We start from the raw sequence: 3,242 nt of genomic DNA, 5'->3' as shown, positions 1-3,242 counted from the left end.
ACTACTCAGGTGTCATCCGCGTCTCCCTCAGGACTGTACCTTTCTCGCCGATACCGAGGATTCACATAAGTACGATCATTCGACGCTGGGTGCGGGGGACCTTTTTCTTCCACGGAAGAGCGGAGCGTCGACCTACCTGCTGGCTGGCGGTCCACTCATTAATGACGGCGCCCCGCCAGCACGATTCGCCGTAGCGACACTGGTCTACGATTCGGCGAGCCGCAAGATTATCTGGAGGCAAGGCGGCCCGGAGGGTCTACTCTCCCGCGTCGGGGCGATCGCCAACCTTCCATCGCCCGACGTTTTCAAGAAGGAACCAGAATCCTGGCTCGGCGGGCATGATGGCATCACGGCCGCAGTCGCCCACCATACCCGCATGGGATGGCATCCCGTCGGCACAGGACTCATGCCAGGCGAACGCCGCCGCCTGACCGAATGGGCCTCGCAGGCCCTTGAGCCCATGTTCGTCGCCGCTCCAGAACTCCGGCGAAGCGAGATCAAGCGCCAGAACCCGAGACGTGCCCTGCAGAAGAAAGAGTCAGTCCGTAAGGGTGCCACCGACGAACAGCTGGCAACTACTACCAGGGTCAACAGGGAGATCGAAGAGAAAAATGGGGAAAAACGGCGGGAGCTAACTGCCAGGGCGCTTGTCGAGCCAAAGCTCACTGTCTTTCTGCTCCACCAGTCAGACGCAATGCTCGAACATCTCGTCAATGCGGCTGAAGTCAGCCTCTCGCTCAGCAAATACCGTGTGACGTCCGGACCGAGAACATGGGAATGGAAGGCCCCTGATCTGACGCTTCGCCTCCATGTACGCCCGCTCGGCGATCTTGGATCGCGCCTCGGTAGCGGCCAGCGCCCCCGAGCGGGCGATGAACTCGACGCAGAAATCCGTAAGAGACGGTCCGCCGTCTCAGGAGCTCTGGCCGCGCTGGCTGATGAGACCGCAGAGGTAGCACAGCTCGTGCTCGTAGAACTGAATGGAGCCGATCAGTTCAAGATTCGTTCGACAGACCCGAAGTTTGCTATCCGACTTGGGGCCGCCGACGCGAAGATGGTCAGCCAGTTCGTGCGGCCACGCGATCTCAACGCGACTGACGACGATGACGACTCATCCTTCCGAGCTACCGCAGCGTGGGGTGACGGACTGCGGCAGGTCGGAGTCCGCTTCATCCCCGACCACAATCTAGAGGAAGGTCAGATCCCGGACAACCTCGGCCAGCTGGCATTGTGTCCATTCACGGGTGTGCCGGGGTAGCCCGCTGACCTTGGGGTTTGTGTTGCTGGGACGTGCTGTGGCCGTTGCTTGATCCTGGTGGCTGGGCGTGGATGACCAGGGTTGTGGCTGAGCTGTCCGCGTCGTCGTGGGAGTCGCGTCTCGCGGCTGCCGAGGCGCGGATCGAGGAACTCGCCGTCGGGCAGGCCGCGTGGGTGGCGGCGAACGAGCGGTTGGTGTCGGTCAACGAGCGGCTGCGTCGGGTCGTGGAGGACTCGGCCGCGCGGCATGAGGTGGAGCTTGGCGCGGTGTGCGCCGAGCGGGACCGGGCCGTGCGGCGGGTCGAGGAGCTTGAGCTCGAGTTCGCCGAGCTGCGCCGGCGGCTGTCGCGGGACAGTACGAACTCCTCTGTGCCGCCGTCGAAGGATCCGGTCGGGGCGAGGGAGAAGCGGAGGGCCGAGCGGTGGGCGTCCTCGGAGCGGGTCCGGTCGAAGGACAGGAAGCCGGGTGGGCAGCCGGGCCATCCGGGGGCGGGGCTGGCGCGGGAGGAGACGCCGGACCGGTCGTTGTCGGCGGACCCGCCGTCGGAATGCTCGTCGTGCCAGGCGGATCTGTCCGACGCCGGGGTGCTGGCGGACGGGTGGGCGCAGGTCTGGGACCTGCTCGCCCCGGTGCTGGAGAAGGTCGAGTGGGCGCTGCCGCGGCGGCGCTGCGCCTGCTGCCGGGAGGTCATCACCGCCGTGGTTCCGGGGGTGCGGCACGCGGCGGCGGGTGCGGTGTCCTACGGGCCGCGGCTGCACGGCGCGGCGGTGCTGCTCGCCTCCGAGGGCAACGTGCCGGTGGAGCGGGCCGCGATGGTGATCGACGGGCTGCTCGGGGTGCCGGTGTCGGCCGGGTTCGTCGCCCGCGCGAACGCCCGGCTCGCCCAGGATCTTCAGGCCGCCGGGTTCGACGAGGCGATGACGGCGGCGCTGCGGGCCGAGCCGGTGCTGTGCGGGGACGAGTCGCCCGTCAACGTGCTGCGCAAGGATCTTGACGAGGCCACCGGCACCGCCCTGTCGGGCACCCCGCACCTGCTGGTGGTGCGCACCCCGGCGCCCGGGCTGGTCTGGTATGCGGCGATCAGCTCCCGCTCGTCCGGGGCGATCGACGCCACCGGCGTCCTGACCGGCTGGAACGGCTACCTGACCCGGGACGACTACGCCGGCTGGCACCAGTACGACCCCACGCTCGCCGGCGTGCAGTTGTGCTGTGCCCATCTCATCAGGGCGTTGCGTGCGGTGCTGATCCTCGCGCCGAAGGTCCAGAAGTGGGCGGGCCGGCTCATCGACCTGCTCCGCGAGGCCAACGGCCTGGTCGTCGCCGCCCGCGCCGCCGGGAACAGCCGCCTCGGCCAGGCCGCGATCGACGCGCTGCGGGCCCGCTACGACGCCGACGTCCGCATCGGCGAGCTGACGAACATGTCCCGCCCCTGGGCCGACGAGAAGAACCATCCCGGCCTGGTCCTGGCCCGCCGGCTCGCCGCGAAGGCAGACCAGGTCTGGCTCTTCACCACCGACTTCAAGATCCCATGGACGAACAACCCCAGCGAGCAGGCCATACGCCTCCCGAAACGCCACCAGGCCGTCTCGGGCTACTGGCACACCCCCACCACCATGGCCGCCTACCTACGCGTGCGCTCCTACCTCGTCTCCGCCCGCGACCACGGCCTGACCGCCGTCGACGCCATCCGCCTCGCCCTCGCCGGTACGCCCTGGATGCCAGCCAGGCGCGCGGCCAGCCCCACACACGCTCTCGCCACCTAAACCAACATCAACACGGGGCTGCTCAAGCCGTCACCCGTGAATGGACACGCTGCGCGGTGTCGAGGACACCGCGACCCTCATTGCCGGCTCCGCCCTCGCCACCGGAATACTGCTCGACGTCCCTACATTGCGCTACCGACGCCACGACGCACAGCGTTCCCGCCAGAACGGCAATTTTTCGGGGGGGGGGGGCAATATTTGCTCATCTGGCGGTGTCCAGA

2 protein-coding genes and 1 pseudogene are annotated in these 3,242 nt (G+C 67.8%); all 3 read left to right on the top strand.

Features of this window, described 5'->3' with window-relative positions:
* On the top strand, window positions 1-1,258 hold a 1,258-nt coding region (locus AC08OO_RS23035; RefSeq protein WP_476619078.1), incomplete at its 5' end, for a pPIWI_RE module domain-containing protein.
* Window positions 1,259-1,329: 71 nt separating this feature from the next.
* Window positions 1,330-3,021 (top strand): IS66 family transposase, encoded by a 1,692-nt coding sequence (gene tnpC, locus AC08OO_RS23030; protein WP_476619077.1) that lies wholly within the window; start codon window positions 1,330-1,332, stop codon window positions 3,019-3,021.
* A gap of 40 nt (window positions 3,022-3,061) precedes the next feature.
* Window positions 3,062-3,242 (top strand): annotated as a pseudogene (locus tag AC08OO_RS23025) (glycosyltransferase family 2 protein); the annotation flags it as partial.

Source organism: Frankia sp. CeCAU1 (assembly GCF_977971845.1).
This window is presented reverse-complemented; position numbering and strand designations above follow the sequence as displayed.